This window comes from Shinella daejeonensis, from assembly GCF_024281235.1.
In the GTDB taxonomy this organism is placed as follows: Bacteria; Pseudomonadota; Alphaproteobacteria; order Rhizobiales; family Rhizobiaceae; genus Shinella; species Shinella daejeonensis.
Window position 1 is genome coordinate 688,394 of sequence record NZ_JAHWXY010000001.1, and the last position, 26,819, is coordinate 715,212.

At 65.3% G+C, this 26,819-nt stretch carries 21 protein-coding genes; 14 read left to right on the forward strand and 7 right to left on the reverse strand.

Features of this window, described 5'->3' with window-relative positions; all coding sequences use genetic code 11:
- Positions 1 to 7: 7 nt before the first annotated feature.
- On the reverse strand, positions 8 to 2,059 hold the full coding sequence (rpoD, locus tag KYK29_RS03280) for an RNA polymerase sigma factor RpoD (protein WP_254689409.1): 2,052 nt from the start codon (positions 2,057 to 2,059) through the stop codon (positions 8 to 10).
- A gap of 404 nt (positions 2,060 to 2,463) precedes the next feature.
- Positions 2,464 to 2,811: a GFA family protein gene (locus tag KYK29_RS03285; RefSeq protein WP_254689410.1), complete on the reverse strand. Its 348-nt coding sequence runs from the start codon at positions 2,809 to 2,811 to the stop codon at positions 2,464 to 2,466.
- Positions 2,812 to 2,996: 185 nt separating this feature from the next.
- Between KYK29_RS03285 and KYK29_RS03290 the strand changes: the two genes are divergently transcribed.
- Positions 2,997 to 3,767 carry an SDR family oxidoreductase gene (locus KYK29_RS03290; protein WP_254689411.1) on the forward strand — a complete coding sequence of 257 codons (771 nt, stop codon included), beginning with the start codon at positions 2,997 to 2,999 and terminating at the stop codon, positions 3,765 to 3,767.
- A gap of 10 nt (positions 3,768 to 3,777) precedes the next feature.
- On the opposite strand, the gene recQ is transcribed toward KYK29_RS03290, so the two are convergent.
- From recQ to KYK29_RS03305, 3 genes are all read right to left on the reverse strand, one after another.
- Positions 3,778 to 5,625 (reverse strand): DNA helicase RecQ, encoded by a 1,848-nt coding sequence (recQ, locus tag KYK29_RS03295; RefSeq protein WP_254689412.1) that lies wholly within the window; start codon positions 5,623 to 5,625, stop codon positions 3,778 to 3,780.
- 98 nt (positions 5,626 to 5,723) lie between these two features.
- Entirely contained in the window at positions 5,724 to 7,691 is a 1,968-nt protein-coding gene (dnaG, locus tag KYK29_RS03300) for a DNA primase (protein ID WP_254689413.1), read from the reverse strand.
- A 96-nt stretch (positions 7,692 to 7,787) separates the two neighbouring features.
- Positions 7,788 to 8,237: a GatB/YqeY domain-containing protein gene (locus tag KYK29_RS03305; protein ID WP_254689414.1), complete on the reverse strand. Its 450-nt coding sequence runs from the start codon at positions 8,235 to 8,237 to the stop codon at positions 7,788 to 7,790.
- A gap of 338 nt (positions 8,238 to 8,575) precedes the next feature.
- Between KYK29_RS03305 and carA the strand changes: the two genes are divergently transcribed.
- Positions 8,576 to 9,784: a glutamine-hydrolyzing carbamoyl-phosphate synthase small subunit gene (gene carA, locus KYK29_RS03310; protein ID WP_254689415.1), complete on the forward strand. Its 1,209-nt coding sequence runs from the start codon at positions 8,576 to 8,578 to the stop codon at positions 9,782 to 9,784.
- Between the two features lie 109 nt (positions 9,785 to 9,893).
- Here the strand turns inward: carA and KYK29_RS03315 are convergent, their stop codons facing one another.
- Positions 9,894 to 11,282, reverse strand: a complete 1,389-nt coding sequence (locus tag KYK29_RS03315; RefSeq protein ID WP_254689416.1) for an MATE family efflux transporter — start codon at positions 11,280 to 11,282, stop codon at positions 9,894 to 9,896.
- A gap of 378 nt (positions 11,283 to 11,660) precedes the next feature.
- Between KYK29_RS03315 and yddG the strand changes: the two genes are divergently transcribed.
- Positions 11,661 to 12,575: an aromatic amino acid exporter YddG gene (gene yddG / locus KYK29_RS03320; RefSeq protein WP_254689417.1), complete on the forward strand. Its 915-nt coding sequence runs from the start codon at positions 11,661 to 11,663 to the stop codon at positions 12,573 to 12,575.
- Between the two features lie 13 nt (positions 12,576 to 12,588).
- Here the strand turns inward: yddG and ypfJ are convergent, their stop codons facing one another.
- Complete coding sequence (gene ypfJ, locus KYK29_RS03325; RefSeq protein WP_254689418.1) at positions 12,589 to 13,527, reverse strand: KPN_02809 family neutral zinc metallopeptidase; 939 nt, start codon at positions 13,525 to 13,527, stop codon at positions 12,589 to 12,591.
- Between the two features lie 229 nt (positions 13,528 to 13,756).
- On the opposite strand from ypfJ, the gene KYK29_RS03330 reads away from it, so the two are divergent.
- The 11 genes from KYK29_RS03330 to pseI all read left to right on the forward strand — a co-directional run bounded on the left by KYK29_RS03330 (position 13,757) and on the right by pseI (position 26,802).
- Positions 13,757 to 14,416, forward strand: coding sequence for a dihydrofolate reductase family protein (locus KYK29_RS03330; protein ID WP_254689419.1), 660 nt, complete (start codon positions 13,757 to 13,759; stop codon positions 14,414 to 14,416).
- A 77-nt stretch (positions 14,417 to 14,493) separates the two neighbouring features.
- Complete coding sequence (locus KYK29_RS03335; RefSeq protein ID WP_254690069.1) at positions 14,494 to 15,522, forward strand: zinc-dependent alcohol dehydrogenase family protein; 1,029 nt, start codon at positions 14,494 to 14,496, stop codon at positions 15,520 to 15,522.
- A 229-nt stretch (positions 15,523 to 15,751) separates the two neighbouring features.
- On the forward strand, positions 15,752 to 19,234 hold the full coding sequence (gene carB, locus KYK29_RS03340) for a carbamoyl-phosphate synthase large subunit (RefSeq protein ID WP_254689420.1): 3,483 nt from the start codon (positions 15,752 to 15,754) through the stop codon (positions 19,232 to 19,234).
- A gap of 159 nt (positions 19,235 to 19,393) precedes the next feature.
- A complete protein-coding gene (gene greA / locus KYK29_RS03345; RefSeq protein WP_254689421.1) occupies positions 19,394 to 19,870 on the forward strand; it encodes a transcription elongation factor GreA in 477 nt (158 codons plus the stop codon).
- A gap of 53 nt (positions 19,871 to 19,923) precedes the next feature.
- Positions 19,924 to 21,024 (forward strand): glycosyltransferase family protein, encoded by a 1,101-nt coding sequence (locus KYK29_RS03350; protein ID WP_254689422.1) that lies wholly within the window; start codon positions 19,924 to 19,926, stop codon positions 21,022 to 21,024.
- A gap of 235 nt (positions 21,025 to 21,259) precedes the next feature.
- Entirely contained in the window at positions 21,260 to 22,258 is a 999-nt protein-coding gene (gene pseB / locus KYK29_RS03355) for a UDP-N-acetylglucosamine 4,6-dehydratase (inverting) (RefSeq protein WP_254689423.1), read from the forward strand.
- A complete protein-coding gene (gene pseC, locus KYK29_RS03360; protein WP_254689424.1) occupies positions 22,258 to 23,421 on the forward strand; it encodes a UDP-4-amino-4,6-dideoxy-N-acetyl-beta-L-altrosamine transaminase in 1,164 nt (387 codons plus the stop codon). Before pseB ends, pseC begins: the two co-directional genes overlap by 1 nt.
- Entirely contained in the window at positions 23,418 to 24,122 is a 705-nt protein-coding gene (pseF, locus tag KYK29_RS03365) for a pseudaminic acid cytidylyltransferase (protein WP_254689425.1), read from the forward strand. The genes pseC and pseF overlap by 4 nt, the downstream gene beginning before the upstream one ends.
- A gap of 4 nt (positions 24,123 to 24,126) precedes the next feature.
- Positions 24,127 to 25,227 (forward strand): UDP-2,4-diacetamido-2,4,6-trideoxy-beta-L-altropyranose hydrolase, encoded by a 1,101-nt coding sequence (pseG, locus tag KYK29_RS03370; RefSeq protein WP_254689426.1) that lies wholly within the window; start codon positions 24,127 to 24,129, stop codon positions 25,225 to 25,227.
- The gene (locus KYK29_RS03375; RefSeq protein WP_254689427.1) at positions 25,224 to 25,739 is read left to right on the forward strand and encodes a GNAT family N-acetyltransferase; all 516 of its coding nucleotides are present in this window, start codon (positions 25,224 to 25,226) and stop codon (positions 25,737 to 25,739) included. The genes pseG and KYK29_RS03375 overlap by 4 nt, the downstream gene beginning before the upstream one ends.
- A 4-nt stretch (positions 25,740 to 25,743) precedes the next feature.
- The gene (pseI, locus tag KYK29_RS03380) at positions 25,744 to 26,802 is read left to right on the forward strand and encodes a pseudaminic acid synthase (protein WP_254689428.1); all 1,059 of its coding nucleotides are present in this window, start codon (positions 25,744 to 25,746) and stop codon (positions 26,800 to 26,802) included.
- Positions 26,803 to 26,819 lie beyond the last annotated feature (17 nt).

The window sequence follows — 26,819 nt, forward strand, 5'->3', positions numbered from 1 at the left end:
GTGCGCCTCAGCTGTCGAGGAACGACCGCAGCTTGCGCGAACGGCTCGGGTGCTTGAGCTTGCGCAGCGCCTTGGCCTCGATCTGGCGGATGCGCTCACGCGTCACCGAGAACTGCTGGCCGACTTCCTCCAGCGTGTGGTCGGTGTTCATGCCGATACCGAAGCGCATGCGCAGAACGCGCTCCTCGCGCGGCGTCAGCGAGGCGAGAACCCGGGTCGTCGTCTCGCGCAGGTTCGCCTGAATGGCGGCGTCGATCGGCAGAAGCGCGTTCTTGTCCTCGATGAAATCGCCGAGATGCGAATCCTCTTCATCCCCGACCGGGGTTTCGAGCGAAATCGGCTCCTTGGCGATCTTCAGGACCTTGCGGACCTTTTCCAGCGGCATGGCCAGCTTTTCGGCCAGTTCTTCCGGCGTCGGCTCGCGGCCGATCTCATGCAGCATCTGGCGCGAGGTGCGGACGATCTTGTTGATCGTCTCGATCATATGCACCGGAATGCGGATCGTGCGAGCCTGGTCGGCGATCGAGCGGGTGATCGCCTGCCGGATCCACCATGTCGCATAGGTGGAGAACTTGTAGCCGCGGCGATATTCGAACTTGTCGACCGCCTTCATGAGGCCGATGTTGCCTTCCTGAATGAGGTCCAGGAATTGCAGGCCGCGGTTGGTGTATTTCTTGGCGATCGAGATCACCAGGCGAAGGTTGGCTTCGACCATCTCCTTCTTGGCGATGCGGGCCTCGCGCTCGCCCTTCTGCACCATGTGCACGATACGGCGGAATTCCGAAATGGAAATCCCCGTCTCGGTAGCGAGGTTCTGGATCTCCTGGCGGATATCGCGGATCGTCGCGTTCTCGCTCCGGGCGAATTCCTTCCAGCCCTTGCTGGAAAGATTGCCGATCGACTTCATCCAGTTCGGATCGAGTTCCGCGCCGGTATACTGCTCTAGGAAGGAATCGCGGCGCACACCGTAGCTTTCCGCCAGACGCAGCAGCCGGCCCTCGTTCTGCACGAGGCGCTTGTTGATGTCGTAAAGCTGCTCGACGAGACTGTCGACCCGGTTCTGGTTGAGCGACAGCGACTTGACCGCCGTGATCAGCTCGTCCTTCAGCTCCTTGTAGCGGCGCTCCTGGGCCGGCGACAGCGTGCCGGTCGCCTGCAGGCGGGCTTCCACCTGCTGGTCCTGCAGCTTGCGCAGCTTCTTGTAGGTCTCGGCGATCGTGTCGAGCGTCTCCATGACCTGCGGCCGCAGTTCCGCCTCCATGGCGGCGAGGGAAAGGTTGGACTCGTCGTCGTCCTCTTCCTCTTCCTCGGCCTGCGCGTTTCCGCCGACATTGGTGATGTCGTCGTCATTGGCCGCCGAACGGCTTTTGCGCGCCTTTTCCTTCTCCTCGGCCGCCTTGCGGTCGGCCTCGATCTTTTCCGGGCTCTGGAACTGCGGCGCAGCCTTCGCCTCGGGACCGGAATAGGTCGTCTCCAGATCGATGATCTCGCGCAGCAGCGTCTGGCCTTCGTTCAGTTCGTCGCGCCAGATGATGATGGCCTGAAACGTTAGCGGGCTTTCGCAAAGACCGGCGATCATCGTCTCGCGACCGGCTTCGATGCGCTTTGCGATGGCGATCTCGCCCTCGCGCGAAAGCAGCTCGACCGAGCCCATCTCGCGCAGATACATGCGCACCGGATCGTCCGTACGGTCGGTCGGCTCCTTCTTGCGCGCGGTCGCAAGCGCCGTGCCGGCGCTCGGGCTGGTCAGTTCGCCGCCTTCCGCCTCCGCATCGTCGCTGTCTTCTTCCTCGCTTTGCGCGCCCTCCTCGGCATCCTCGTCCTCGATGACGTTGATACCCATGTCGGAGAGCATCGACATGGTGTCCTCGATCTGCTCCGAGGTCACTTCCTCGGACGGCAGCACCGAGTTCAACTCGTCCATGGTCACATAGCCGCGCTTTTTCGCGGCCTTGATCATTTTCTTGACCGCGTCATCGGAAAGATCGAGAAGAGGGCCGTCGGTAGCGCCTTCGCGTTCGTTCTCGACTTCCTCGTTCTCTTTGACCTTTGTCGCCATCTATACGTCGCTTTCCTGAAGCATCCAGTTTCGAACGGTTCCGTTCCGCAGCAATCGTTCACCTTCCGGCGAACACCACCGCGAATCAACGTCCCTGACCTACCGGAGTGACAATTAAATCCCGATTAACCACGCCCCGATCTGTGGAAACGTGGCCTTCGTTGCCGAAGCAACACGATTGACATGACTTCCCGACCCGCCGTACCCGTTCCATCTGCGCCACAATGGTGATTCCCACTATTTCCGGTTCCGTCAAGCGTTTCCGGCAAAAAAGGCGTAAATGCCTCCGATTCGGGCTTGCGGACTGGATATGCGACGGATCCGGCTGATCACCCATCATGTAGGAAGCGCCGGCGGAAAGACAAGCCCTTCGCCCGACAGGGCCTGCCGCACCGATTCGCCTCTCAGAACGACCGCCCGTCGACCTTGCGCACCGTCAACGCATCCAGATCGACCGCGGGGATACAACGCAGATTGACCGCCGCCATCCGGTTACCCTCCCCGTCCACGCCCTCGCTATAGGGCGCCACGCCGCAGATCGGACAGAACCGGTGGTCGATCACATGCTTGTGGAACCGGTAGACGGAGGCGTTTTCCTCGGGCGTCGCCAGCACGAAACGGTCGTGCGGAACGAAAGCCAGCAGCGATCCCTTCCGGCGGCACATCGAGCAGTTGCATTCGATCGCGGCTTCGAAATCACCCTCCACCTCGAAAGCGACGTGACCGCAATGACAGCTTCCCTCGTATTTCATATCGTTCCTTCCTTCACCTTCGCCTCTTGCCGCCCCGCAATGAAAAGTCTAGCGCGGCGGACGTCTTCGTAAAGACCCGAATTCGAAAACGGGCCGTCCGGCGCACGATCCGCCCTCGACGGCCGGCCGAAAACCTTGACAGCACGACGCTGTCTCTGTCCGTTTGCGGCGGAAAGGACGGTTTCATGAGCATTTTCGAACGATTCTCCCAGACGGGGCGCGTGGCGCTGGTGACGGGCGGGGCGCGCGGGCTCGGCTTCGAGATCGCCCGTGCCCTCGCGCAGGCCGGGGCGCATGTGGTGCTGACCGGGCGCAACCGGCAAACGCTCGATACCGCGGTTACCGCCATCGAAACGGCCGGCGGCAGCGCCTCGGCGAGCGTCTTCGACATCGCCGACGGCACCGCGCAAAAGGAGGCGCTCGCCACGATCGAGAAGGGCCACGGACGGCTCGACGTGCTCGTCAACAATGTCGGCGCGCGCGACCGAAGGCCGCTGGCCGAAATGGACGACGCGGCGATCGACGCATTGATCCGCACGGATCTCGTCGCCGCCGCCACGCTGGCGCGCGATGCGGCGGCGATCATGAAACGGCAGGGACACGGTCGCCTGATCGCCATCACCTCGATCAACGGCCATGTGGCCCAGCCCGACGACGGCGTCTATCCGGCGGCCAAGCATGGGCTGACCGGCCTGATGCGCGGCATGGCGGTGGAATTCGGCCCGCACGGCATCACCAGCAACGCCATCGCGCCCGGCTGGTTCGCCACCGAGACCAACGCCGCGCTGGCCGCCGACCAGACGCTGACGCCCTTCGTGCGCCAGCGCATTCCGGTCGGGCGCTGGGCAAGGCCGGACGAGATTGCCGGTGCAGCGCTGTTTCTTGCAAGCGACGCGGCCTCCTTCGTCAACGGCCATGTCCTCGTGGTGGACGGCGGCATGACCGTGCGCATGTGAGGAAACCGCCCTATCCGTCGAAATCCTCGATCACCGCGAGGAAGGCGTCGCCGAAGCGATCCCGCTTCGTCTCGCCGATGCCGGGAATGTCGAGCAGTTCCTCCCGGTCGCGCGGCCGCTCCCGGGCAAGCGCGATCAGCGTGGCGTCGGGGAAAACGACATAGGGCGGCACGTCCAGTTCCCGGGCGAGCGACAGTCGCTCGGCGCGCAGACGCTCGAAAAGCTCCAGATCGGAACCGGCAAGGTTCGACCGCTCCCGCGCGGCCGGCGAACCGGCCCGCGCGCCTTTGCGGCCGGCCGGCGCGCGATCCTTGCGGAACAGCACCTGCCGCTCGCGGCGGAAGACCGCCCGCGCCTCCGGCTCCAGCCGGAACGCCCCATAGGCGGTATGGTCGACGCTGACCAGGCCGGCGGCAAGCAGCTGCCGGAAGATCGACTGCCAGACGCGCGGCGCGATATCCTTGCCAGCGCCGAAGACGGGCATGTCGACATGTCCGAAGCGCGTGGTCTTCTCGCTGGCGTTGCCGACGAGCACATCGATCAGATGACCCGCCCCGAACCGTTCGCCGGTACGATAGACGGCGGCGAGCGCCTTGATCGCCGCCTCGGTGCCGTCCCAGGTCTCGACCGGATTGCGGCAGCTGTCGCAATGACCGCATTGGCCGGGATGAGCCTCGCCGAAATGGGCGAGGATCGCCTGCCGCCGGCAGCCCGCCGTCTCGCAGATGGCCAGCAGCGCATTCAGCTTGGCCCGTTCGATACGCTTGACCTCGTCGGCAGCCCCGCCTTCGTCGATCATCCGGCCGCGCTGGACCACGTCGGCCATGCCATAGGCCATCCAGGCTTGCGACGGCAGGCCGTCACGCCCGGCGCGGCCGGTCTCCTGATAATAGGCCTCGACGGATCCCGGCAGGTCGAGATGGGCGACATAGCGCACGTCCGGCTTGTCGATGCCCATGCCGAAGGCGACCGTCGCGACGAGGCACAGGCCTTCTTCCTTGAGAAAGGCGTCCTGATGGGCCTCGCGTATCGTCCGGTCGAAGCCGGCGTGATAGGGCAGCGCCCGGATCCCCTGCGTGTTCAGCCACGCCGCCGTCTCCTCCACCTTGGCGCGCGAGAGACAATAGACGATGCCGCTTTCGCCCTGATGACGCGACAGGAAACGCAGGAGCTGCTGGCGCGGCTGGTCACGCTCGGCGATCTCGTAGGAGATGTTCGGCCGGTCGAAACTGGTGGTGAATATCCGCGCGCCGGAAAGGCCGAGCCGTTCGATCATGTCGTCGCGGGTGTGCGGGTCGGCAGTCGCCGTCAGCGCGAGGCGGGGGACGCCGGGATAGCGCTCTTTCAGCATGCCGAGCGCACGATACTCCGGCCGGAAGTCGTGCCCCCATTGCGAAACGCAATGGGCCTCGTCGATGGCGAAGAGCGCAAGGGAGGCGCCGGCCACCAGTTCCGCGAAACCGTCGGTGACGATACGCTCCGGCGTCACATAGAGCAGGTCGAGATCGCCCGCCCGCAGCCGGTCGCGCACCGCGAGATATTCCTCGCGCGACAGCGAGGAATTGAGCGCGGCGGCGCGAACGCCGAGCTGCGTCAGCGCCTCCACCTGATCGCGCATCAGCGCGATCAGCGGCGAGACGACGACGCCCACCCCCATGCGGCAGAGCGCCGGGATCTGGAAGCAGAGCGACTTTCCCGCCCCCGTCGGAAACAGCACCACCGCGTCGCCGCCCGCCGCCACATGCTCCACGACGGCCTCCTGCTGGCCGCGGAAAGCATCGTAGCCGTAAACGCGCTTCAGGATGTCGAGGGGCGACGGTCGGCCGGCGGCCGTATCGGAGGCGGGAGAATGGAACATGCGAATCGGTCTTTCGTATGCGCGAAACTATGGGGGCTGCGCCAGCCCGGGGCAAGCCGCCACGGCGCGAGACGGCCCCATGGCCGCAGCGGCCCCGGTCAAGAGGCCGCCGGTCCCTTCACCCGTCCCGACAGCACGCCGAAGCCCTCGATGATGGCCTCCTGGTTCTCCATTCGCCCTGTCTCCAGTTGCACCTCCTGAAGGGCGCGCAGGATTTGCGGCACCCGCTCGCCGTCGCCGTCCTCGGTGGCCTCGGCAAGCTCGCGCTCCAGTTCGCGGCGCTGGCGGGCCAGGGCGCGGGTGCGCTTGTGCAAGGCGAGCGCCTGCAAATAGCCTTCCCGCGCGTCCTCCGGCGCGGCCTCCGCCGTGGCGGTCCAGAGACGGGAATTGCGGACCTGCTGTTCCAGACCTTGCAGGATGCCGCCGAAGCCCGCCGCCTCCAGCTCTTCGACAAGCCGCTCCCGTTCGAGCCGGGCGCCGACCGAGCCGGCGATGCCGAGCAGGCAGGCCCACAGCCGCTGGAGATCGCGGTTTTCGTAGTCGATGGCGGCAACGTCGTCATATTCGCTGAACAGCAGGACCGGGTGATTGACGATGGTCAGCGCCAGAACGCTCTCGCGCAGCGCCGGCAGCGCTTCGGCCCCGCGCACCAGCGCCGAGCGCGTCAATCGCTCCGAGGCGCCCGCGGCGACGGCGCCGTCGCCCGGCGATCCGCGCATGCCGCCCCGCGCGCCCTGCCGGTTTCCGCGAAAGCCGCCGCGCTCTCCGCCGGGCCGCTGCGGCGGGCGGAAATAGGCGTTGAACCGATCACGCATCTCCTGCTGATAATGACGGCGCACGTCCTCGTCGGCGATGGTGGCGGTAATCCGGCGCAGCCGCGCTTCCAGTTCGGCCCGGCTTTCCGGCGTATCGAGCGTGGAGGCCTGCAATTCGCGGCTCCAGACCACCTCGGAAAGCGGACGGGCGCTCGCCACCACCTTGTCGAAGGGCGCGCGGCCCTCGTCGCGCACGAGATCGTCCGGATCCTTGCCGTCCGGCAGGAGAGCGAAACGCGCCGTGCGATTGGGGCGGATCAGCGGCAGCGCCAGATCGGCGGCGCGATTGGCGGCCCGGATGCCGGCTCCGTCGCCGTCGAAGCAGAGCACCGGCTCCGGCGTCACCTTCCACAGGAGATCGAACTGGTTTTCGGTGAGCGCCGTGCCGAGCGGCGCGACGGCATTCTCGATCCCGGCCTGATGGAGCGCGATCACGTCCATATAGCCTTCCACCACGACGACCGTGCCCGCATCGGCCGCCGCCCGGCGCACGCGGGCGAGATTGTAGAGCACGCTGCCCTTGTGGAAGAGTTCCGTCTCGTTGGAGTTGAGATATTTCGCCGGCGCGTCGGGCGACATGGCCCGCCCTCCGAAGGCGATGACCCTTTCGCGCGCCGACAGGATGGGGAACATGATGCGATCGCGGAACCGATCGTAGGAAACGGGTATTTCCGGCCCGTGGACGACGAGGCCGCAGGCCTCGATCGCCTCCTTGTCGACCCCCTTCCCGGCCAGGAACTCCTTCAGCGCGTTGCGGCTGTCCGGCGCATAGCCGAGGCGAAAGGTCTCGATGGTCCGGCCCGTCAGGCCGCGGTCGCGCAGATAGGCGCGCGCCCTCGCGCCCGCCGGCGTCTGAAGCTGATCCTCGAAGAAGCGCGTCGCCATCTCCATGACCTCGACGAGGCCCATGCGCTCCTTTTCCCGCCGTTCGGCCTGCGGATCGGGCTGAGGCATGGAAACCCCCGCCATGTCGGCGATCTGCTGCACGGCTTCGGGAAAGCTCAGTCCCTCCAGTTCGGTCAGGAAGCGGAAATGGTCGCCCGATGCGCCGCAGCCGAAGCAATGGTAACGCCCCTTGCGGTCCTCGCAATGGAAGCTTGGAGATTTCTCGCCGTGAAACGGGCAGCAGGCCCAGTAATCGGCGCGCGAGACGTTGGTCTTCCGGCGATCCCAGGTCACGCGGCGGCCGATCACGTCCGAAATGGGGACGCGGTCTCGGATCTCGTCAAGGAAGGCGTTGGAAAAGCGCATGATCACCTCTGTCGAGGTTCCTATACCCCCGACGCCGCTCCCCCGCCAGCAATACCCGGCCGCCCACAGCAATCCACAGGCGGCCGGCGGGTCGTGCTACTTCAGAAGTTCCTTCACCAGCCCCGAGGCCTTGGCGAAATCCATCTGGCCGGGATAGCGCTCCTTGAGGGCGTTCATGCATTTGCCCATGTCGCGAAGGCCCTGCGCGCCGGTCTCCCGCACCATGGTGGCGCAGGCCTCCTTCATCTGTTCCTCGGTGAATTGCGCGGGCAGGAAATCCTCGATGACGGTGATTTCCTCCCGTTCCTGCGCGGCAAGCTCCGGGCGGCCGTTCTCGGCGAAGACCTTGGAGGATTCCTCGCGCTGCTTGATCATCTTGGCGAGGATCAGCAGGATATCCTCATCCGTCACCGGCCCCTTGCCGGCGGTGCGGTTGGCGATATCCCGGTCCTTGATGGTGGCAAGGATCAGACGGAGTGTCGTGACGCGGCAGGAATCCCTCGCCTTGAGGGCGGTCTTGAGGGCGTTTGCGAATTCATCACGCATTTTTCTTCTCCACTGAAAGCCTCCCGGTTATGGAAGCGGGAACGGGCTTTATCCTGTGCATCCTGGGCACGCTCATAGACCGGCAAGCGGGCTTGCCGCAAACGGATTGCACAAACGATTGAATCTATTCGTTTTATATTTCCGCTCAATTCACAGGCGGCGGTTGACCGCATCAGCGGCTTTGTTTATTTTCCGGCACCTGCACGAAAATTGGCAATCAGGGCGAACCAACGCGGGTTTCCGCGCGCCCTCGCTTGCAACTTGCTCAGTCTGCGACAGAAATGGTGCCCGGTCCCGGTGCTTTCAAGCCCGCGCCCGGCGCCGGAAACGGGATACTCATGACCTCCACACCCGCATGGACCACCGAAAAGCCGACCGCCCTGCTCGTCCTCGCCGACGGTACGGTCATCGAGGGCAAAGGCATCGGAGCCACCGGCAAGGCGACCGCCGAGGTCTGCTTCAACACCGCGCTGACCGGCTATCAGGAAATCCTGACCGATCCTTCCTATCTCGGCCAGATCGTGACCTTCACCTTCCCGCATATCGGCAATACCGGCGCCAATGACGAGGACATCGAAGACCTGACGCCTGCCGCGCGCAACGGCGCGGTCGGCGTCATCTTCAAGGCCGACATCACCGACCCCTCCAACTATCGCGCCAGCCGGCATCTGGACCGGTGGCTGAAGGAGCGGGGCGTGATCGGCCTTTCCGGCATCGACACCCGCGCGCTCACTGCCTGGATCCGCGACAATGGCGCCCCCAACGCGGTGATCGCCCACGATCCCAACGGCGTCTTCGACATCGAGGCGCTCAAGGCGGAGGCCCGGCAGTGGACCGGCCTGCTCGGACGCGATCTCGCCAAAACGGCCACCTCCGGCCAGTCTTCGCGCTGGAACGAGACGACCTGGGTCTGGAACGAGGGCTACGGCGAGCAGGCCGAAGGCGACGCGAAACACCACATCGTCGCGCTCGACTATGGCGTGAAGCGCAATATCCTGCGCCTCTTCACCAGCCTCGGCTGCAAGGTCACCGTCCTGCCGGCGACGGCGAGCGCCGAAGACGTATTGGGACACAAGCCGGACGGCGTCTTCCTTTCCAACGGTCCCGGCGATCCGGCGGCGACCGGCGAATACGCCGTTCCGGTGATCCGCGCGCTGATCGACGCGGGCCTGCCGATCTTCGGCATCTGCCTCGGCCACCAGATGCTCGGACTGGCACTCGGCGCGACCACCGAGAAGATGCATCAGGGCCACCGCGGCGGCAACCACCCGGTCAAGGACCACACGACCGGCAAGGTGGAGATCGTCTCGATGAACCACGGCTTCGCGGTCTCCACGCAATCGCTGCCGGAGGGTGTGGAGGAAACCCATGTCTCGCTGTTCGACGGCAGCAATTGCGGCCTGCGCGTCCTTGGCAAGCCGATCTTCTCCGTCCAGCATCATCCGGAAGCATCCCCCGGCCCGCAGGACAGCCATTACCTCTTCCGCCGTTTCATCAATCTCGTGCGCGAGCGCAAGGGCGAGCCCGCCATTGCCGAACACGCCTGAAGCGGCAGACCCCTTTTCCGAATTCCGGCCTTGCGGCCCCCTTTCCGACCGGAAAGGGGGCCATATCTTTTTCAGATCCTTCCCGGATGTCCGCAGCCGCCCGCTTTCGTCAGGACGCCATCTCCGCGATGATCCCGCGCGCCATCCGGTAGTAACGCCAGTTGAGCAGCACGGAAGCCGTGGCAAGGCCGCTCAGGAAGCCGATCCACACGCCGATGCCGCCGAGCCCTATCGGGAAGGCGAGCCCCCAGGCACAGACGAAACCGATCGGCCAATAGGAAACCAGCGCAAGCAGCATGGGCACCCGCGTGTCCTTCAAGCCGCGCAGCAGGCCGGCGGCGATCGCCTGAAGCGCATCGACGAGCTGGAAAATACCGGCGATCACCACGAACGGGCCGGCGATCGCCAGAACGGCCGCCGAATCGCTGCCGCCCTTGTCGAGGAAGATGGCGGCCAGCGTCGTCGGCATCGTCGCGAAGAGCAGGCCGCCGCAAACCGCCACGACAACCGTGACCGCCACCACCGCCCAGGAGGCGCGCGCCAGCCCCAGCCCGTCGCCCCGCCCGTGGGCGACACCGACGCGCACCGTTCCGGCCTGCGCCAGCCCGAGCGGAATCATGAAGGCTATGGACGCCAGTTGCAGCGCGATGCCATGGGCGGCAAGCTCCAGCGTGCCGATATTGCCCATCAGCAGCGAGGCTGCGGCAAACAGCGTCGTTTCGGCAAGCACCGTCAGGCCGATCGGCAGGCCGAGCATCAGCACCTCGCGGAAGGCCTGCCAGTCCGGCCGCCAGAAACGGACGAAAAGCTCGTAGCTGCGGAGCTCGGGTCGACGCTGGATATAGATGACCATCAGCACGAAGCTCAGCGTGTTGACCCCGAAGGAAACGATGGCCGCGCCTTCCATGCCGAGCGCCGGAAAGCCGAAATGGCCGAATACCAGCGCATAGGCGAAGATTGCATTGGCGATGAGGACGATCACCGTCAGATAAAGCACGATGGCCGCCTGCCCGTGGGCGCTGACGAGGCCGCGCAGGGTCATGAAGAGCAGCGCCGGCGCAAGGCCCCATTGGGCGATGGCGAGATAATCGCCTGCAAGCTTCGCCACTTCCGGCCGCTGGCCGGCCGCAAGCAGGATGCCCTCGGCGTGATAGAAAAGCGGGATCATCAGCACCGCGTAAAGGATCGACACCCACATGCCCATGCGCACCGCCCGGCGCACCGAAATCCTGTCGCCGCGGCCGTAGGCATGCGCCACCATCGGCATCACCGCATTGGCGAAGCCGGAGCCGAAGATGAACACGGTGAAGAAGAACTGGCCCGCCAGAACGATGGCGCCGAGATGCGCCGCGCCCAGCCGTCCGAGAATCACCACGTCGGTGGTGTGGATGCCGAGTTGCGCGAGCTGCGCGCCGATCAGCGGTATACCGAGCGTCAGCGTCGCCCGGAAATGGGCGGCCCAACTGTTGTCTTCACGAAGGATCGCCGGATTGTCCATGATGGTCCCGCCTTTCCGGCCGTTCGGATCACATCTTTGCGCCGCAATCAATCCAATAGATTTGATGATCCGATCAGACCTGCCGAAACACCGGGCGGATATAGAGCACCTAACCAAACCTTAGGGCGGAGGATGGCCGAGGAGTTTTCATTCGCCTGCAAGGAGCCGGCCGCAGTCGATGCCGGAGGCATCGGCGAGGTTTGGCGACACCGCGGGCGACGAAAAGAACCGGCCAGCCGACTCCACGAGGTTTGGTTAGGTGCTCTTGGCCTGAACGCGACAGGGAAAGCTGCAATCGCATCGTGGCGGCAAGCGCGATCATGCAATAGTCCTTCCGGCCGTCGCCAATCGTTTCCTTCACGCCACTGCGGTTACTGCATGTCCAGATCCATCTCGACCCTCATCGGTTTCCTCGCCATCCTCACCTGGTCTTTCCTTGCGCTTCTGTCGACGGCCGCAGGCCCGGTGCCGCCGTTCCAGCTGGCCGCCATGACCTTCTTTCTCGGCGGCATGGCCGGGGTGGCGAGCTGGCCGTTCCGACCCGGCGCCATGAAGGCGCTCCGCCAGCCCTGGCAGGCCTGGGCGCTCGGTGTCTCGGGCCTTTGCATCTATCACTGCGCCTATTTCTTCGCGATCCAGGCCGCACCGCCGGTCGAGGTCAGCCTGATCGCCTATCTCTGGCCGCTGCTGATCGTCGTCTTCGCGTCCCTTCTGCCGGGAGAAAGGCTGAAGGCGCAGCATGTCCTCGGCGTGGTGCTCGGGCTTTCGGGCGCGGTGGCGATCATCACCCGGGGCGGCAGCGTCGGCCTTGCCGGCGGCCTCATGCCGGGCCATCTGATCGCCTTCTTCTGCGCCTTCGTGTGGTCCGGCTATTCCGTTCTGTCCCGCCGCTTCGGAAGCGCGCCGGTGGATATGGTGGCCGGCTATTGCCTCGTCACCGCCGCCGTCGCCTTCCTGCTGCATCTCGGGCTGGAGGAAACCGTCTGGCCGGCCGCCCCCTCGCAATGGGCCGCGATCGCCGTCCTCGGGACTGTTCCGCTGGGCGCCGGCTTCTATGCCTGGGACTGGGGATGCAAGCACGGCGACATCATGGTGCTCGGCGCGCTTTCCTATGCCGCGCCCCTCCTGTCCGTCGTCGCGCTGCTGGCCTTCGGCTATGGCGCTTTCCACTGGTCGGTGGCGCTTGCCTGCGGCCTCATCGTCGCCGGCGCGCTCATTGCCGCCCGCGACATGCTCCTTCCGCGCAAGGCGGCAAGTCCGGCTCTGCCCGCAGCCGCCACGCCGGACGCCTGATACGCCCGCCGGCTCAGATATCGCCGGCGAACGTATCGCAATCGCCGACACGGCCGCTGTCGAAACCGCGCTTGAACCAGCGCCGCCGCTGTTCGGACGTGCCGTGATTGAAACTTTCCGGCACCACATAGCCCTGCATGCGCTTTTGCAGCGTGTCGTCGCCGATCTGCGTGGCGGCGTTTAGCGCCTCCTCCAGATCCCCGCTCTCCAGCAGGCCCTTCTGCTGCGTATAATGTCCCCAGACGCCGGCATAGCAATCCGCCTGCAATTCGACGCGCACCGACATGCGGTTCGCCTCGGCTTCGCTCATCGAACGGCGCTGCTGGTTGAAGCGCGGCAGGACGCCGGTCAGGTTCTGCACATGATGGCCGACCTCATGCGCCACGACATAGGCCTGTGCGAAATCACCGGCCGCATCGAACTTGCGGGCCAGTTCGTCGAAGAAGCTCATGTCGAGATAGACCTTGCTGTCGCCGGGGCAATAGAACGGGCCGGAGGCCGCCGAGGCGAAACCGCAGGCCGACTGCACCGAACCGGAAAAGAGCACCATCTTCGGCTCCTGATAGGTGACGCCCGAGGATTTGAAGATGCCGTTCCAGGTGTCTTCCGTCTCGGCGAGCACCGTCGCCATGAAGGCCTTCGTCTCTTCTTCCTGCGGCGAGGAACGCCGGCTGGCCGTTTCAGTCTGCTCGAAGCCGGGCGTATTGGCCGTGCCGCCCTCGCCCAGCACCTGAAGCAGGTCGATTCCCATGGACTTGAAGATGAAATAGACGACGACCAGAAAGATGATCGTACCGAAGCTGAAACCGCCGCCGGCCCGCCGCGCGCCGCCCGTCCCCATCGGAATGCGGAAACCGCCGCCCCGTCCGAAGGGATTGCGGCCGCCCGCGGAAGGCCCGGCCCCGCGCCTGTCCTCGATATTGCCTGACTGGCGGCGACCCTTCCATTCCATGACGCTCTCCCTCGCACTGCTTGCCGACGAACGTTCCGGTTTCGATTTCGTTCCCCTCGACTTATAGGCGAGGCGCATCGCCAGGCAAAATGAAAACCGCTGGAGGAAACGGAAACCGGAGCGGCAGCTACGGGACAGGATTTCGGCTATTTTTATTCTGTCCTACCGGAACACGGACGGCCCGAACGTCTTTTCCCGGGACCAACCCGAACAAACGAGGAGAATCACGATGAGAAAGATCGTAGTCGGCGCATTCGTGAGCCTTGACGGCGTCATGCAGGCGCCTGGAGGACCGGAAGAGGATCCGGTCGGCGGTTTCCGCTTCGGAGGCTGGGTGGCGCCGCTTTTCGACGACACCCTCGGGGCTGCCATCGACGCGCTTTTCGCGCGGCCTTTCGATCTCCTGCTCGGCCGCAAGACCTATGATATCTTCGCGGCCCATTGGCCTTACGCCGGACCGGAGGATCCTATCGGCTCTCTCTTCGACAGGATCCATAAATATGTCGCGACCCGCAACGCGGATTTCGTGGCGGACTGGCAAAACAGCAGCCTGCTCCTGCCGGACGCCGTGGCCGCCGTGCGCGCCCTGAAGGCCGGCGACGGACCGGATCTCCTGACGCAGGGATCGACGGACTTCCTGAAGAGCCTGTTTGCGCACGATCTCGTCGACGAAATCCACCTCTTCACCTTCCCGCTGATCCTCGGCAAGGGCAAGCGGCTGTTCGGCGAGGAAAGCATGCCCGTCGGGATGAGGCTCGTCGCGTCGCAGGCGACGCCGAACGGCATCACCATCGGCCACTACCGTCGCGACGGCGCCGTCACCACCGGCTCCTTCGAATTCGACCAGCCGACCGAGGCAGAACTGGCCCGCCGGCGCAACCTCGCCTGAGGGAACGCCCGGACGGGAACTTGACCGCCGCCGCCCTTCCCGCTCCTATGGTCGGCGGGAAACCGGGGGAGGATATGATGCTGGCAGGCCGGCTGGAAGGAAACGGCAGCTTTTTCGTGCGCGAGGTGGAAACACCCGTTCCCGGGCCGGGCGAACTGCTGGTGCGCATTGAGGCGGCGGGCATCTGCGGCACCGACCGTCATCTTTTCCGCGGCGAATTCCCCTCCCGGCCACCCGTCACGCTCGGCCACGAATTTTCCGGCATCGTCGAGGCAACGGGCGCGGGCGTCACCCGCTTCCGCGCCGGCATGCGGGTGACGGGCGACCCGAACATCGCCTGCGGCGGCTGCGCGCAATGCCGGCGCGGACGTGTGAACCTCTGCGAAAACCTGGTCGCCATCGGCATCCACCGCGACGGCGGCTTTGCCGAGCATGTGACCGTTCCTGAAAATCAGGCTTACGAACTGCCGCTGTCGCTGCCGCCGGAACGGGGCGCCTTCTGCGAGCCGCTGGCCTGCTGCCTGCACGCCGTCGACAAGGCGGAAATCCGGGCGGGCGCATCCGTCGTCGTGCTCGGCGGCGGGGTCATCGGCATGCTCACGGTGCAGCTCGCGCGGCTTGCCGGCGCCGGTTCCGTCATCCTCGCGACCCGTCAGGCCGTGCGTCGCTCGCTTGCCGAAGAGATCGGCGCGACAGGCTCCTTCGACCCCGCCGCGCAGGATATCGTGCCGGGCATCGCCGGCCCGGACGGCCTTCTGCCGGGCGGCGCGGATATCGTGTTCGAATGCGCAGGCGTCGCCGAAACGGTGCGGCAGGCTCCCAAACTTGCCCGCAGCGGCGGCACGGTCGTCCTTCTCGGCGTTCTGCCGCAAGGCGAAACGGTGGAGATCGAGCCTTTCGACCTGCTTTTCCGCGAGGTGAAGCTGCTGACCTCCTTCCTCAATCCCTTCGTCCATGGCCGCGCCGCCGCGCTCATCGCCTCCGGCGCAATCGAGGTCGACCGTCTGGTCTCGCGCTGCATCGGCCTTGCCGACCTGCCCGACGCCATCGCCAACCCGCCCCGCCCGGGCGAGATCAAGGTGCTGGTGATGCCGGGACTTGCCTAGAAGAAGGCCGCCATCCCCGGCCGTGCTCGCCGCCACCGTTTTCCCCGCAGGGCGCCGTCGACGCATTTTCCTGTCGATTCGCCAATTTTCGGGGTTCCGCTCGGCACGGCATTTGCCTATAAGCCGCTTCTAGCCTTGAAAGACCATAAATGCGCGCCCGGCCGGTGATCCTCCCACCACGGCCGGTTTTCCGCGCGCGCGGCCAAAGCGACAAGAACGGATAGAAAAGATGCCCAAGCGCCAAGATTTGAAATCGGTCCTCATCATCGGCGCGGGGCCGATCGTCATCGGCCAGGCCTGCGAATTCGACTATTCCGGCACCCAGGCGGTGAAGGCGCTGAAGGAGGAAGGCTATCGCGTCATCCTCGTCAACTCCAATCCGGCGACGATCATGACCGACCCGGGTCTTGCCGACGCGACCTATGTCGAGCCGATCACCCCGGAAGTCGTGGCGAAGATCATCGCCAAGGAGCGCCCCGACGCGCTGCTGCCGACCATGGGCGGCCAGACGGCGCTCAACACCGCCCTCTCGCTCAAGCGCATGGGCGTGCTCGACCGCTACAACGTCGAGATGATCGGCGCGAAGCCGGAAGCCATCGACATGGCCGAGGACCGGGCGCTGTTTCGCGAGGCGATGGCCCGCATCGGGCTCGAAACGCCGAAATCCGTGCTGGCCAACGCCACGGACATCAAGGATCAGGATCGCAAGAGCCATGAGGCCGAGCGGGCGAAGCTCAAGGCCGACCTGTCCGGCGAGGCGCTCGACAACGCGCTCGACGAACTGGAAAACCGGTGGAACCTCGGCGAAACCGACCGCAAGCAGCGTTACATGAGCCACGCCATGGCGATCGCCGCACAGGCGCTGGACGAAATCGGCCTGCCGGCGATCATCCGCCCCTCCTTCACGCTCGGCGGCACCGGCGGCGGCATCGCCTACAATCGCTCGGAGTTCTTCGACATCGTGTCAGGCGGCCTCGACGCATCGCCGACGACGGAAGTGCTGATCGAGGAATCGGTGCTCGGCTGGAAGGAGTACGAGATGGAGGTCGTCCGCGACAAGGCGGACAACTGCATCATCATCTGCTCCATCGAGAACGTCGATCCGATGGGCGTGCATACGGGCGATTCGATCACCGTCGCCCCGGCGCTGACGCTGACGGACAAGGAATACCAGATCATGCGCAACGCCTCCATCGCGGTGTTGCGCGAGATCGGCGTGGAGACCGGCGGCTCGAACGTGCAGTTCGCCGTCGACCCGAAGAACGGCCGCCTCGTGGTCATCGAGATGAACCCGCGCGTCTCGCGTTCCTCGGCGCTCGCCTCCAAGGCGACGGGCTTCCCGATCGCCAAGGTGGCCGCCAAGCTGGCGATCGGCTACACGCTCGACGAGCTTGAAAACGACATCACCGGCGGCGCGACGCCGGCCTCCTTCGAGCCTTCCATCGACTATGTCGTCACCAAGATCCCGCGTTTCGCCTTCGAGAAATTCCCCGGCGCGCAGCCGACGCTGACGACCGCCATGAAGTCGGTCGGCGAGGTCATGGCCATCGGCCGCACCTTTGCCGAATCGCTGCAAAAGGCGCTGCGCGGCCTCGAAACCGGCCTCACCGGCCTCGACGAGATCGAGATCCCCGGCCTTGGCGACGGAAACGACCGCAACGCCATCCGCGCCGCCATTTCCACGCCGACGCCGGATCGCCTGCGCATGGTCGCCCAGGCCCTGCGCCTCGGCCATTCACCGGAAGAAGTCTTCGAATCCTCCAAGATCGATCCGTGGTTCATCGCCCAGTTCAAGGCGATCGTCGACATGGAAGCGCGTATCCGCGAGCACGGCCTGCCGGAAGACGCCGAAAACCTGCGGATGCTGAAGGCCATGGGCTTTTCCGACGCCCGCCTCGCCACGCTGACGGGCAAGCGGCCGAAGGAGGTGGCGGAACTGCGCAACCGTCTCGACGTGCGGCCGGTCTTCAAGCGCATCGACACCTGCGCGGCGGAATTCGCTTCGCCCACCGCCTATATGTATTCCACCTACGAAACGCCCTTCGCCGGCTCGACCCGCTCGGAGGCGGGCATTTCCGACCGCAAGAAGATCGTCATCCTCGGCGGTGGCCCGAACCGCATCGGCCAGGGCATCGAATTCGACTATTGCTGCTGCCATGCCGCCTTCGCGCTGAAGGACGCCGGCTATGAAGCGATCATGATCAACTGCAATCCGGAGACGGTCTCGACCGACTACGATACGTCCGACCGCCTCTACTTCGAACCGCTGACGGCGGAAGACGTCATCGAGATCCTGAAGGCCGAGCAGACGAAGGGCGACGTGGTCGGCGTCATCGTGCAATTCGGCGGCCAGACCCCCCTCAAGCTCGCCGAAGCGCTTGAAAAGAACGGCATCCCGATCCTCGGCACCGCGCCGGACATGATCGACCTTGCCGAGGATCGCGACCGCTTCCAGAAGCTCCTGCAAAAGCTCGACCTCACCCAGCCGAACAACGGCATCGCCTATTCCGTCGAACAGGCCCGCCTCGTCGCCGCCGAGATCGGTTTTCCGCTGGTCGTGCGTCCGTCCTATGTTCTCGGCGGCCGCGCCATGCAGATCCTCCATTCGGAAACCCAGCTCCAGAGCTACCTGCTCGACACGGTTCCGGAACTGGTGCCGGAAGACATCAAGCAGCGCTACCCGGCCGACAAGACCGGCCAGATCAACACCCTGCTCGGCAAGAACCCGCTGCTCTTCGACAGCTACCTGAGCAACGCCACGGAAGTCGACGTCGACGCGCTTTGCGACGGCGAGAACGTTTTCGTCTCCGGCATCATGGAGCATATCGAGGAAGCCGGCATCCATTCCGGCGATTCGGCCTGCTCGCTGCCGGTGCGCACCCTGTCCCGGGAAATCGTCGACGAACTGGAGCGCCAGACCGAGGCGCTCGCGAAGGCGCTGAATGTCGGCGGCCTGATGAACGTGCAATACGCCATCAAGGACGGCACCATCTATGTGCTGGAGGTCAACCCGCGCGCCTCGCGCACCGTGCCGTTCGTCGCCAAGGCCATCGGCGCGCCGATCGCCAAGATCGCCGCCCGCGTCATGGCCGGCGAGGCGCTCGACGCGGCGATCTCCGCCTATGGCGAGAAGCCCGATCCGCGCAACCTGAAGCATATCGCCGTCAAGGAAGCCGTCTTCCCCTTCGCCCGCTTCCCGGGTGTCGATACGCTGCTTGGGCCCGAAATGCGCTCGACGGGCGAGGTCATCGGCCTCGACACCGATTTCGCGCTGGCCTTCGCCAAGTCGCAGCTCGGCGCCGGCGTCGACCTGCCGCGTGACGGCGCGGTCTTCGTCTCCGTGCGCGACGAGGACAAGGATCGCATCCTGCCCTCGGTCCGCATGCTGACCGAAATCGGCTTCCGGGTGCTCGCAACGTCGGGGACCGCCCGCTTCCTCGGGGAAAACGGCATCGAAGCCACCAAGGTCAACAAGGTGCAGGAAGGCCGCCCGCATGTCGAGGACGCCATCCGCAACCGTCAGGTGAGCCTGGTCTTCAACACCACCGACAGCTCCAAGGCGATCTCGGACTCCAAGTCGCTGCGCCGGGCCGCGCTGATGCAGAAGGTGCCCTATTACACGACGGTCGCAGGCGCGGAATCCGCCGCCCACGCAATCCTCGCGCTGAAGCAGGGCCAGCTTGAAGTTCGCCCCTTGCAGGCCTATTTCTAACGGGCCGCCGCGGAGCGAAACATCTGGCTTTCGCTCCGCGATATCTGTTATAAGCGGCGTTTGAATGCTTTCAACGGTTCCGGGGGTTTCTCCGGGGACCGTTTTCTTTTGCGTGCGTATGGCCCCCGGACCCGACGCTGCGGACTAAGGACAGGAAACATGGTTGAAAAGGTTCCGATGACCCACGGTGGGTTCGTCAAGCTACAGGAAGAGCTTCGCTGGCGTCAGCAGGAGGAGCGCCCTCGCATCATCGAGGCGATCTCCGAGGCGCGCGCTCATGGCGACCTTTCGGAAAACGCCGAATACCATGCCGCCAAGGAAGCGCAGAGCCACAACGAGGGCCGGATTTCCGAACTCGAGGACTTCGTGGCGCGTGCGGAAGTCATCGATCTTTCCCGCATGTCCGGTTCGAAGGTGAAATTCGGCGCGAAGGTGAAGATCGTCGACGAGGACACCGACGAGGAAAAGATCTACCAGATCGTCGGCGACCAGGAAGCCGATGTGAAGGAAGGCCGCATCTCCATCTCCTCGCCCATCGCGCGCGCGCTGATCGGCAAGGAAGTCGGCGATTCGATCGAAGTCAACGCTCCCGGCGGCTCCAGAGCCTACGAAATCCTCGAAGTGAACTGGGGATAGGCCTCACCGGCCCGCAATAGCAGTGGCCCGCAATAGCAGTGGAGAGACCGGGAATGGCGCGCAAACCCGTGCTGCTCACCTATATCAACGGCATGCCGGATTTCGAGAGCCTTTACCCGGTACTCGCCGTGCTCGAGGCCCGCGGCCGGATCGACGTGCGGACGGTGATCTATTCGAAGCTGCTGCGCAAGGAGCCCCGGCTCGAACAGACGTTCCGGCATTACGGGCACACGCCCGTCGCCGCGTCGAAACTGCGGATGAAATTCCTGTTCGGCCAGCCGATGCGCGACGCCGACGCCGTTCTCGGCATCGCCGATCCTCTCTGGGACACGACCACACGCAAATTGCGTAGCAAGCATGTGGTGCGCGTCGGCAAGCCGGCGATCTTCCTTCAGCACGGGGCTTACCAGCGGGGCGTCAATGCCCGCTGGATCGCCGACCCCATGCGTTTCTACTCCAGTCTCATCCTGTTCTGGGAGCCGCTTGGAGAAAATCGCGTGTTCTTCGAAGCCGAAACGGCGGCCCGGATCCGGCCGGTCGGCTTCACCAAGCAGCATGTCCTGCCGCCAAAGGCGCTGTCGCCGGAACTCACCTCGTGGATGGAGCGCTACAGCCGGCGGCTTCTCATCTGCCAGTCGTTCCGCTGGGGGCTGGGGCGCTTCCAGAAGGACCACATCGATCATTTCTACGATATGGTCGACACCCTCCTCAGCCGCCATCCCGACCTCGGTATCGTTATCCGCTCGCATCGCGGCAAGGTTCGCCGCAACCACCGCATGCATGATCGCTCCTTGCGTAAGAAACATGATAATGTCATGTTTTCACATCAATATTCCGGCCCCATGAAGGGCTTCACCATCCATGACGCGCTCGATGTCGTGGACGGTATGATCTCGCCGGTCTCCACGACGGTGCTCGACTGTCTCTATCGGGACAAGCCGACGGCCGTCTTCGCCGAGGAGACCCCGCTGTTCGGGCAACTTCCGCAGATCGCCGGCCTGGAGGACGCGGAAGCCTTCATCGAAAGCCTCCGGCGGCCCGGAGCGTTCGGCGAGGGCGTTCTGACGCAATTCGGCCAGTTGGACAGGAACCTGACGAGAGCGGCCGAGGAAATCGAAACGTTCCTGCTGCAACAGTCGCCCGGCCAGGCCTGAACCCGCTCCGCAGCCACCCGCCGCCCGGACGCCAAGCGCTTGACCTTACCGGCGCAACGCCGCAATAGATCAGTTCAAGCAAAAGTGCGCAGCGGTTTTAGTCGCAGCGGTTTTGCGTCCGGAAATGCGGCCAGGGCAAAGAGACAGAGCGGCTCTACCGGCCCTGTGAAAACAGGAACCGCTCTGGAACGTTTGGCAAACACCGCCCGAAAGGGCCAGAACAGGTACGAAATCAATGCTAGAAGGTAAATCCATTCTTGTAACGGGAGGGACGGGGTCGTTCGGCAACGCCTTCGTTCCGATGACGCTCGCCAAATACAATCCCAAGCGGATCGTCATCTATTCGCGCGACGAGATGAAGCAGTGGGAGATGGCCAAGAAGTTCCAGAACGATCCGCGCGTGCGCTTCTTCATCGGCGACGTGCGCGACAAGGAACGGCTCTACCGTGCGCTCGACGGCGTCGAATTCGTCGTTCATGCGGCGGCCACCAAGATCGTCCCGACGGCCGAATACAATCCCTTCGAATGCGTCAAGACGAACATCAACGGCGCGATGAACCTGATCGACGCCTGTATCGACCGCAAGATCCGCCGCGTCGTGGCCCTTTCCACCGACAAGGCGTCGAGCCCGGTCAATCTCTACGGCGCCACCAAGCTCGCCTCCGACAAACTGTTCGTTTCCGGCAATGCCTATGCCGGCGGCCATGACACCCGTTTCGCCGTGGTGCGCTACGGCAACGTCATGGGATCGCGCGGTTCGGTCATCCCCTTCTTCCTGTCGATCCGCGACAAGGGCGAACTGCCGATCACCGACGAGCGCATGACCCGCTTCATGATCAGCCTGGAACAGGGCGTGGAACTGGTGTGGCACGCCTTCTCCGACATGGAGGGCGGCGAGATCTACGTCAAGAAAATCCCCTCCATGAAGGTCTCCGACCTCGCCCGCGCGGTCGCCCCGGAGGCCCGCCAGAAGATCGTCGGCATCCGCCCCGGCGAAAAGCTGCACGAACAGATGATCGGCGAGGAAGACGCTCACTACACGTTCGAATATCCGGAGCATTTCAAGATCCTTCCGGCCATCAACAACTGGTACGAGACGAGCGAGCGGATCAAGGACGGCGTGCGGGTGCCCGAAGGGTTCAGCTACACGTCCGACAACAACAAGGACTGGATGAGCGTCGAGGCGTTGCAAGCCTGGATCAGCGCCAACCGGGACAAGATCGGGGCGATCTGATGATACCTTACGGCCGCCAGGACATTTCCCAGGCCGATATCGACGCGGTCGTGGAGACCCTCCAGTCCGATTTCCTGACGCAGGGACCGGCGGTCGAACGCTTCGAGAAGGCCCTCACCGACTATTGCGGCGCGGCTTTCGGCGTGGCGGCCAATTCCGCCACATCCGCCCTGCATATCGCCTGCCTCGCACTCGGCCTCGGGCCGGGCGACCTCCTGTGGACCTCGCCGATCACCTTCGTCGCCTCGGCCAATTGCGGCCTTTATTGCGGCGCCGACGTCGACTTCGTCGATATCGACCCGGAGACCTTCAACCTTTCTCCGGTCGCTCTGGAGCGGAAGCTGGAGGCGGCCCATGCCGCCGGCCGGCTTCCCAAGGTGATCGTGCCGGTGCATATGACCGGCCAGTCCTGCGACATGGCGGCGATCGCCGCACTTGCCCGGCGCTACGGCGTAAGGGTGATCGAGGATGCCTCCCACGCCATCGGCGGACGCTACCGCGACGCGCCCATCGGCAACTGCGCCTTCTCCGACATCACGGTCTTCAGCTTCCATCCGGTCAAGATCGTCACCACCGCCGAAGGCGGCGCGGCGATGACCAACGATCCCGCACTCGCCGAACGCATGCGGCTTTTCCGCTCCCACGGCGTCACCCGCGACGAACGGCTGATGACCCGGCCGGCCGATGGCCCCTGGTATTACCAGCAGATCGAACTCGGCTACAACTACCGCATGACCGACCTGCAAGCGGCACTCGGCGTCAGCCAGATGAACCGCGTCGACGACTACGTCGCCCGCCGCCACGCCATCGCCGACCGCTATGACGCGCTGCTTTCCGGCCTGCCGGTGAAGCCGCCGCTGCGCCGGACCGACGGCCGCTCGGCGCTGCATCTCTATGTCATCCGCCTTGCCGCCGAAACGCTGGCCGCGCCGGGACACCGGGCGGTCTTCGAGGGGCTGCGCGCCCGTGGCGTCGGCGTCAACCTGCATTACATCCCCGTCCATACGCAGCCCTATTACGAAGCGCGCGGCTTCGCGCCGGGCGATTTTCCCGAGGCTGAAGCCTATTACGCCGCCGCGATCAGCCTGCCGATGTTCCCGACGCTCGGCGAGGCCGATCAGGTCCGTGTCGTCGACGCCCTCAAGGAAGCGCTTGCCGTATGAAGATCGCCATCATCCCGGCGCGCGGCGGCTCCAAGCGCATTCACCGGAAGAACGTGAAGCTCTTCGCCGGCGTTCCGATGATCGTCCGCTCGATCCGCACCGCGCTCGAAAGCGGGTGTTTCGACCGCGTCGTCATCTCCACCGACGACGACGCGATCGCCGGCACCGCTCTTGCCGAGGGTGCCGAGGTACCGTTCCGCCGGCCCGCCGAACTCAGCGACGATCATACGCCGACCGTCCCGGTCATCCGCCATGCGCTGGAGTTCATGCTCGATCGCGGCGAGAAGATCGAGGCCGCCTGCTGCATCTATGCCACCGCGCCCTTCATGCGCGCCGATGACCTGCGGGCCGCTCACGACCTGTTTTGCGCAAGCGATGCCGACTATGTCTTCGCCGCCACGGAGTTCGCCTTTCCGATCCAGCGGGCGATCCGCCTCGGCCCGCAGGGCGAGATCGGCATGTTCCATCCGCAGTATCAGGACAGCCGGTCGCAGGATCTGGAGCCCGCCTATCACGACGCCGGCCAGTTCTACTGGGGGCGGACCTCGGCCTGGCTTGCCGGAACCCCGATCTTCGGCCCGAAATCGCGGATCCACCTGATGCCGCGCTCGCGTGTCCAGGACATCGACACGCCGGAAGACTGGCGGCAGGCCGAGCTGATGCTCAAAGCGCTGGAGGCCGCACCCGAGGCGGAGGGCTGACCCCATGGCCCCACGCATCGTCTTCCGCGCCGACGCCTCCACCGAGATCGGCCTCGGCCACATCATGCGCTGCCTGACGCTTGCCGACGTCTTGCGTCAGCGCGGCGCGAAAATCGCTTTCATCTGCCGTGACCTGCCGGGTTTTACGCCGGAACTGGTGACGGATCGCGGCTATCGGCTCGAACGCCTGCCGGCCGGCGCCCCCGGACAGGGCGGCCCCGCCGAGCCCGCCCATGGCCATTGGCTCGGCGCGCCGCTGGCCGACGAGATCGCCCGGTCCTCGGCCATATTGGCCGGCGGCGTCGACGGGCTGGTGATGGATCACTACGCGCTCGACCGGCGCTGGCAGCAGGCCATGCGTCCGCTGGCGCGCCGCCTCATGGTCATCGACGACCTCGCCGACCGCGCGCATGACTGCGACCTGCTCCTCGACCAGACGCTCGGCCGCCGGCAGGACGATTACCGCCCGCTCGTTCCGGCGGGAACCCGGCTGCTGCTGGGAACCGCCTATGCGCTGCTGCGCCCCGGCTTCGCCGCCGCCCGGGCGGCCTCGCTTTCCCGGCGCGCCGGCCGTAACACGCCCGAGCGCATCCTCGTGTCGATGGGCGGTGTCGACAGGCTCAATCTTTCCGCCCGCGCCCTCGAAGCGCTTGCGCCCTGCGCGGCCTTGATGCCCCTTGCAGTGACCGTTATCCTCGGCCCTGCGGCGCCATGGCGAAAATCCGTGGCGGCGCTGGCGGAAGGCTTGCCCTTCCCGGTCGAACTGGCCGTCGATCCGCCCGATATTCCGGCGCTCCTTGCGCATTGCGATCTTGCCATCGGCGGCGGCGGCGGCTCCGCCTGGGAGCGATGCGCGATGGGATTGCCGAGTATCGTCGTGGTCATGGCCGAAAACCAGATCAACGGCGCCGAGCAACTCCGGCGGAAGGGCGCTTCCGTGACGATCGGCTCGCCCGACGACATGGCCGCGCGGATACCGGCGCTCATGGCCGAGCTTGGAGCCGAAGGCCGGCTTGCGGCCATGAGCGCCGCCGCCGCCGGCATCGTCGACGGACTGGGCGCGCCACGGGTGGCGGATGCATTGTGGAACGAGATGGGAGAATGACGAAGAACGATATCCTGCGGCCGCTCGCCCCGGCGGATTTGGAAATGGTCCGCAGCTGGCGCAATCATCCCTCCGTGCGCGACTATATGCTCACCCGGCAGGAAATCACCGCCGGGGCGCATCGCGAATGGTTCAACCGCCACCGGGACGATCCCGGCCGCGCGCTGCTGGTCTTCGAGTGCGAGGGAACGGCAAAAGGGTTCGTGCAGTTCACCCCGTCCCTTTCGGCAGGCGTTGCCGACTGGGGCTTTTACACCGCGCCGGACGCACCGAAGGGCACGGGCCGCCGGCTCGGCCGCGCGGCGCTTGCCGAGGCTTTCGGCCGTCTCGGCTACCAGCGGCTGTGCGGCCAGGCGCTCGGCGGCAATGCCGCGTCGATCCGCCTGCACGAGGCGCTCGGTTTCACCGAGGAAGGACGGCTGCGGCGGCACTTCTTCGACGGAGCCGGCTGGCACGATCTCGTGCTGTTCGGCCTATTGAAAAACGAATGGCAGGAAAGCCAGCGAGGATGACGCCATGACGAAGCGGATAACCATCGACGGTCGCGAAATCGGACCGGATCGTTCCCCCTATGTGATCGCCGAACTGTCGGCCAATCACAACGGCAGGCTGGAGACGGCGCTCGCCATCGTGGAGGAAGCGAAGAAGGCCGGCGCGGACGCCGTCAAACTACAGACCTACCGCCCCGACACCATCACGCTCGACAGCGACGGCGAGGACTTCCAGATTCGCGGCGGCCTGTGGGACGGCGAGACCCTCTACAAGCTCTATGAGAAGGCCCATATGCCGTGGGACTGGCACAAGCCGCTGTTCGAGCGGGCGCGGGCGCTCGGCATCACCATCTTCTCCTCGCCCTTCGATACGACCGCCATCGACCTTCTCGAAGACCTGGGCGCGCCAGCCTACAAGATCGCCTCCTTCGAGGCGGTGGACCTGCCGTTGATCCGCTATGCCGCCTCCACCGGCAAGCCGCTGATCATCTCGACCGGCATGGCCGACGCGGAGGAGATCGGCGAGGCCATCGAAGCGGCGCGCGACGGCGGCGGCAGGGAGATCGCCGTCCTCCATTGCGTGAGCGGCTATCCCGCCCCGGCCGAAGACTACAATCTGCGCACCGTCACGGACATGATCGAACGCTTCGGGCTGGTGACCGGCCTTTCCGACCACACGCTCGACAATGTCACCGCCATCGCCGCTGTCGCCCTTGGCGCGTCCATCGTGGAAAAACATTTCACGCTCGATCGCTCGGGCGGCGGCCCGGACGACAGCTTCTCGCTGGAACCGGCGGAAATGGCGGCGCTGGTCCACGGCTGCAAGACCGCCTGGAGCGCGCTCGGCGGCGTCAACTATGCCCGCAAGTCGAGCGAGCAGGGCAATGTCCAGTTCCGCCGTTCGCTCTATTTCGTGACGGATATCGACGCCGGAGAAACCATCACCGCGGAAATGGTGCGCAGCGTCCGGCCCGGCTTCGGCCTCGCGCCGAAGCATCTCGACCGCGTCCTCGGCCGGACGGCGGCGCTGCCGGTCCGCCGCAACACGCCCGTTACCTGGGAAAGCATCGGCCTTGCGGAATGAGGCGGGAGGCTCCTGCC

Bases quoted from the DNA above. Each gene is read 5' to 3' on its own strand.
- yddG (WP_254689417.1), top strand. From the start codon at position 11,661: ATGTCCAGATCCATCTCGACCCTCATCGGTTTCCTCGCCATCCTCACC.
- KYK29_RS03375 (WP_254689427.1), top strand. From the start codon at position 25,224: ATGACGAAGAACGATATCCTGCGGCCGCTCGCCCCGGCGGATTTGGAA.
- KYK29_RS03305 (WP_254689414.1), bottom strand. From the start codon at position 8,237: ATGCGTGATGAATTCGCAAACGCCCTCAAGACCGCCCTCAAGGCGAGG.
- carB (WP_254689420.1), top strand. From the start codon at position 15,752: ATGCCCAAGCGCCAAGATTTGAAATCGGTCCTCATCATCGGCGCGGGG.
- pseI (WP_254689428.1), top strand. From the start codon at position 25,744: ATGACGAAGCGGATAACCATCGACGGTCGCGAAATCGGACCGGATCGT.
- KYK29_RS03350 (WP_254689422.1), top strand. From the start codon at position 19,924: ATGGCGCGCAAACCCGTGCTGCTCACCTATATCAACGGCATGCCGGAT.
- carA (WP_254689415.1), top strand. From the start codon at position 8,576: ATGACCTCCACACCCGCATGGACCACCGAAAAGCCGACCGCCCTGCTC.
- KYK29_RS03285 (WP_254689410.1), bottom strand. From the start codon at position 2,811: ATGAAATACGAGGGAAGCTGTCATTGCGGTCACGTCGCTTTCGAGGTG.
- pseC (WP_254689424.1), top strand. From the start codon at position 22,258: ATGATACCTTACGGCCGCCAGGACATTTCCCAGGCCGATATCGACGCG.
- pseG (WP_254689426.1), top strand. From the start codon at position 24,127: ATGGCCCCACGCATCGTCTTCCGCGCCGACGCCTCCACCGAGATCGGC.
- pseB (WP_254689423.1), top strand. From the start codon at position 21,260: ATGCTAGAAGGTAAATCCATTCTTGTAACGGGAGGGACGGGGTCGTTC.
- greA (WP_254689421.1), top strand. From the start codon at position 19,394: ATGGTTGAAAAGGTTCCGATGACCCACGGTGGGTTCGTCAAGCTACAG.
- KYK29_RS03330 (WP_254689419.1), top strand. From the start codon at position 13,757: ATGAGAAAGATCGTAGTCGGCGCATTCGTGAGCCTTGACGGCGTCATG.
- KYK29_RS03290 (WP_254689411.1), top strand. From the start codon at position 2,997: ATGAGCATTTTCGAACGATTCTCCCAGACGGGGCGCGTGGCGCTGGTG.
- KYK29_RS03335 (WP_254690069.1), top strand. From the start codon at position 14,494: ATGCTGGCAGGCCGGCTGGAAGGAAACGGCAGCTTTTTCGTGCGCGAG.
- pseF (WP_254689425.1), top strand. From the start codon at position 23,418: ATGAAGATCGCCATCATCCCGGCGCGCGGCGGCTCCAAGCGCATTCAC.
- dnaG (WP_254689413.1), bottom strand. From the start codon at position 7,691: ATGCGCTTTTCCAACGCCTTCCTTGACGAGATCCGAGACCGCGTCCCC.
- ypfJ (WP_254689418.1), bottom strand. From the start codon at position 13,527: ATGGAATGGAAGGGTCGCCGCCAGTCAGGCAATATCGAGGACAGGCGC.
- rpoD (WP_254689409.1), bottom strand. From the start codon at position 2,059: ATGGCGACAAAGGTCAAAGAGAACGAGGAAGTCGAGAACGAACGCGAA.
- KYK29_RS03315 (WP_254689416.1), bottom strand. From the start codon at position 11,282: ATGGACAATCCGGCGATCCTTCGTGAAGACAACAGTTGGGCCGCCCAT.
- recQ (WP_254689412.1), bottom strand. From the start codon at position 5,625: ATGTTCCATTCTCCCGCCTCCGATACGGCCGCCGGCCGACCGTCGCCC.